A 4,373-nucleotide genomic window follows, 5' to 3' on the forward strand; every position below is an offset into this window, starting at 1 on the left:
CACGGGTTGACCGCGTATAACCTTTGGAATGCAATCAACCTGTGGGAGCGGGCTTGCTCGCGAAGGCGTCAGCCGCATCAACCTACCTCTCAAGCCGCCCAATCCCACCTACGCTTAAGTTAGGATGCTCGTTCCCTATTCGAGGTGGTCTCCATGTTCTTCGGCGTTCTCCTGATCATCACCTGGCTGATCCTGCTGCTGCGCTATCCCGCCAAGGCCTTGCCGGTGTCCCTCGCCGCCGCCGTGGGCCTGGGTTTCGTCGCCATCTGGGTGGTCTGGCTGGACAACCGCGAAGCCTCGCAACTGGCGCGCCTGGAGCTGCGCATCACCTACGCGCCCGAGGAATGCCCGGCTGACCGCCCGCTGAAACTGGTCCTCAACAACGGCAACGACGTGCCCCTCACCGAACTGCGCTGGCGCGTCGCCGCCTATGCGCCGGGCGACACCGTCAACCTGGCCGACAACGTCTACGCCGCCCCGCGCTACCGCGGCCCCGGCGAGTTGCAGGCCGGCGCCACCTGGGACGATTGCCTGCCCGCCCCACCGCTGCGCCCCGGTTATCGCCCGCAAACCCTGGAATTTCGTGCCGAGCACCTGCAAGGCAGCTTCTCGGACTGACAAAGGACTGATCCATGCCCAACGTACTTATCACCGGCTGCTCCAGCGGCATCGGCCGCGCCCTGGCTGACGCCTTCAAAGCCGCCGGCTACAGCGTGTGGGCCAGCGCCCGCCGCCCGGAGGATGTCGCCGCCCTTGCCGCTGCGGGCTTCAATGCGGTCGAACTGGACGTCAACGACAGCGCCGCCCTGCAACACCTGGCTGAACAGCTGGGCGAGCTGGACGTGCTGGTCAACAATGCCGGCTACGGCGCCATGGGCCCGTTGCTCGATGGCGGCACCGACGCCCTGCAGCGCCAGTTCGAGACCAATGTGTTTTCCATCGTCGGCGTGACCCAGGCGCTGTTCCCGGCCCTGCGTCGCAGCAAAGGCCTGGTGGTGAACATCGGCAGTGTTTCCGGCGTATTGGTCACGCCATTTGCCGGTGCCTACTGCGCCTCCAAAGCCGCCGTACATGCCTTGAGCGATGCCTTGCGCATGGAACTGGCACCGTTTGGCATTCGCGTGATGGAAGTACAGCCGGGGGCCATCGATACCCGCTTCGCGAAAAATGCCGGCGCCCAGGCCGAACTGTTAATCAGCGAAAAATCCCCCTGGTGGCCGTTGCGCGAAGGTATCCGCGCGCGCTCCCAGGCCTCGCAGAACAATCCCACCCCGGCCAGCCGGTTTGCCGCGCAAGTGCTCAAGGGCGTGCAACAACCGACGCCACCGCGCCTGTTGCGCGCAGGGAATGGCAGCCGGGCGTTGCCGTTGATGGCGGCGTTGTTGCCCAAAGGTTTATTGGAGAGTGTCTTGAAGAAGCGCTTTGGCTTGGAACGGAGTTTGTAATGATCGACTACAGCGATTTTTTTGAAGAAGTGATCCAGACCCACGTCGAGATCGAGCAATGGTTCGCCGGCGTCGCCCCGGAAGGCACCTTGCAAAGCCTGCTCGCGCGCTTCTCCCCGGAGTTCAGCATGGTCGCCCCCGCCACCGGCACACGGGTGAATGCGGCTGGGGTCAATGCGTTGTTCACCCGCTTGGGCGGGATGCGCCCGGGATTGAAGATCACCTTGAGTGAAATGGCCGGGATCGACCGGCATGCGCGTGGGGCGACGGTGACTTACCGTGAGCATCAGGTCGATGACAGCGGCACCCGGACCGACCGACGCGCCACGGTGGTGTTCGAGAAACAGGCCAGCGGCGCGCTGCTGTGGCGCCATCTGCACGAGACCTTCATCAAGGCCTGACACGGTCAACAATGTGGGAGCTGGCTTGCCTGCGATGGCGGTGGGTCAGCTGCAAATGCTTCAACTGATAGTCCGCTATCGCAGGCAAGCCAGCTCCCACAGGTTAGTTTTGTGTTTGGTTCGTAGGGCCAGGTACTACAAGAAACAGCGAACGGCCTGACATCATTTCAAGGAACCAATCCTCAGGCTCTTTCACCTCTGTCTACCCACAGGTGAAAGGATGCCAAGGGATTTCCTGCAAAGCGGCGTGCCCACCGCGCACACCACCACGCGCCAGCGACTGACCAGCCTGCTGGACCTGCCAACCCTCTATCGAACCATTGACGCCGACCCGGCCATCGTCGGGGCTGGGGTGGTGCATATTGGCAGTGATTATCAGGTGACGGTGCTGAGGGAGTTTGTGCCGCTGTGCAGTGTCAGGCCCAAGCGCGTGATTTTGCGGGAGACAGTAGAGCAGGCAGTTACTACTGAAGACTATGCACAGCAGGTGGCAAGTTCACCTCGTGAGTCTCAGCTGTGGCGTGAGGCATCGGGAATGGCTATTTCCTGCGGCGGGGCAGTGATTAGTTTCGTTGTCGCAAAGGCAGGCATAGCCGCAGCGCCGTTTAGTGGCGGCGCAAGCCTCGCCTTGACCTATGTGTCATACGCAGGCCTGGCCGCCAGCGGCGGACAGTGCTTTAACGGTGTATGGAGGACCCGTAACGAGTTAACTAACCCTGCCAAGAATGACTACTACGACACCCTGGCTTGGTATCAAGCAATGACCGTTGCTCTGGATGGTATTTCATTGGTCGGCGCAGGGGCATCCACCGTTGCAACGGTCAGAACCGTGATGGCTATCAAACGTTCGACCGGGCGCGAGATGACGGACATATTGAGACCCATGAGCCGTCAAGAACGCGCCAAATTAACGGACGAAGTTCTTCGGCTGAACAATCCCCGCCATCCCCGCGAAATAATTCGTCTGAAGCAGTTGGCTGGACAATTGCCCAGACGCTACAGCAACCCCGAGTTACGACTGCGCATAATCACGCAGATAAGGGATCAAATTAGCGCGACTTTAGCTATCACAGGCAGCGTACTTTTCGGAAATATCAACGCGTTAGTTATCGCACTGTACGAGGAGTTCGACGACCATGAATTTCGGCATTGATCCCGTTCGGGAGTACCTAATTTGGCGTCGTTATGCCTATCGCTTTTTACCGTCATTTGGGGGGGCGATGCTGCTTAGCCTAAGCAGTATCGCAATCAACACGTCGACGAGCCTTTCGTATTACGCCCGAGTCTTACACGTGCCAGACGAAACCGCTTTCGGAACCGGAGTGATGTTATGCCTGATTTTTTACATAGGCCAAATTGGTCTAAGTGAAGGATTCCGACATGCGCCTCGAATACTCATCCCCGTAGCAATCACAAACGTTCTGCTCTCAGTAGCCTATCTTGGCAGTCACACTCCGACACTGCTCAATTTGTCGGCGTTGTTTACATCTCTGCTCTATATCTTGATTCTTAACTCCAAAAACCACCGTCGCTACACCAGCATACTGCGGGTCAAGCGCCGACGAAAAACCAGAGCCGCCGAGTCGCTCGTTCACTGAAATGACTGACTCAGTGTGGCGAGGGAGCTTGCTCCCGCTGGGGTGCGAAGCGCCCCCAAACCCGACAGCCGGCGACTGCTACGCAGTCGAGCGGGAGCAAGCTCCCTCGCCACAGCTAGCCCACACCTTTCTTGATCGTTCCCACGCTCTGCGTGGAAACGCATCCTTGGACGCTCTGCGTCCGCTCTTGAAGGCGTGACGCGGAGCGTCACCGGCGGCACTCCCACGCAGAGCGTGGGAACGATCATCACATTTTCATTCAACTTGCCGATCAGGTGGGCGCCGCGTTTGCGATAGCGGGCAGCGGCATTTCAGGAAATATCAACCACGTTGTCATCGCTATTTACGAGGAGTTCGGCAGCCATGAGCAATAACATCGACACCGCGCGAGCGCCACGAACATTGCGTCGTTACACCCAACGTTTTGTATTCACTGTGGGAACTGCGGTGTCCATGAATATGGTCGCTATTTCAGGCAACCTCTCACATAGCCTGACGTATTACGCGCGAATAAATTATCTCCCCAGCGAATACGCGGTAGTGGCCAGTTTGGTATTGCTACTCGCAATGTGCATTGGGCTAGCCCTGGTGGCAGTTGGATTTCGACTCGGGCCGCCATTACTCGTATGCGTCGCCGTTTTGAACGCTTTGCTTTCGGCCGACTATCTGGGGAACCACCCCGTGACTATGTTTGCAGTATTCCCTTTGTTCCAATCCCTGGCCTGCCTACTGATGCTCCATACAAGAAACCACCGCCGATTCGTCAGCATGCTGCGGGTCAAGCGCCGACGCAAAATCAGAGCTTCGGAGTCGCTCATTCACTGAAATGACTGACTCAGACCGTACTACCAACAAAGATCAAATGTGGGAGCGGGCTTGCTCGCGAAAGCGGTGTAACAGTCGACTAATTTATTGGCCGACCCACCGCC

At 58.8% G+C, this 4,373-nt stretch carries 5 protein-coding genes; all 5 read left to right on the forward strand.

Features of this window, described 5'->3' with window-relative positions; genetic code table 11:
• Positions 1–153: 153 nt before the first annotated feature.
• A complete protein-coding gene (locus NUV89_RS28000; RefSeq protein WP_124527405.1) occupies positions 154–618 on the forward strand; it encodes a multidrug transporter in 465 nt (154 codons plus the stop codon).
• 14 nt (positions 619–632) lie between these two features.
• Positions 633–1,445 carry an SDR family oxidoreductase gene (locus tag NUV89_RS28005; RefSeq protein ID WP_257783869.1) on the forward strand — a complete coding sequence of 271 codons (813 nt, stop codon included), beginning with the start codon at positions 633–635 and terminating at the stop codon, positions 1,443–1,445.
• Positions 1,445–1,846 (forward strand): DUF4440 domain-containing protein, encoded by a 402-nt coding sequence (locus NUV89_RS28010; protein ID WP_257783870.1) that lies wholly within the window; start codon positions 1,445–1,447, stop codon positions 1,844–1,846. The genes NUV89_RS28005 and NUV89_RS28010 overlap by 1 nt, the downstream gene beginning before the upstream one ends.
• A 220-nt stretch (positions 1,847–2,066) precedes the next feature.
• The gene (locus NUV89_RS28015) at positions 2,067–2,999 is read left to right on the forward strand and encodes an NAD synthetase (RefSeq protein ID WP_257783871.1); all 933 of its coding nucleotides are present in this window, start codon (positions 2,067–2,069) and stop codon (positions 2,997–2,999) included.
• 808 nt (positions 3,000–3,807) lie between these two features.
• Entirely contained in the window at positions 3,808–4,269 is a 462-nt protein-coding gene (locus NUV89_RS28020) for a hypothetical protein (protein ID WP_257783872.1), read from the forward strand.
• Positions 4,270–4,373: the final 104 nt, after the last annotated feature.

The organism is Pseudomonas sp. 18.1.10 (assembly GCF_024655625.1).
Lineage (GTDB): Bacteria > Pseudomonadota > Gammaproteobacteria > Pseudomonadales > Pseudomonadaceae > Aquipseudomonas.

Excerpts from the sequence above, each read along its gene's own strand:
- NUV89_RS28015 (WP_257783871.1), top strand. The coding sequence starts at position 2,067 with ATGCCAAGGGATTTCCTGCAAAGCGGCGTGCCCACCGCGCACACCACC.
- NUV89_RS28005 (WP_257783869.1), top strand. The coding sequence starts at position 633 with ATGCCCAACGTACTTATCACCGGCTGCTCCAGCGGCATCGGCCGCGCC.
- NUV89_RS28010 (WP_257783870.1), top strand. The coding sequence starts at position 1,445 with ATGATCGACTACAGCGATTTTTTTGAAGAAGTGATCCAGACCCACGTC.
- NUV89_RS28020 (WP_257783872.1), top strand. The coding sequence starts at position 3,808 with ATGAGCAATAACATCGACACCGCGCGAGCGCCACGAACATTGCGTCGT.
- NUV89_RS28000 (WP_124527405.1), top strand. The coding sequence starts at position 154 with ATGTTCTTCGGCGTTCTCCTGATCATCACCTGGCTGATCCTGCTGCTG.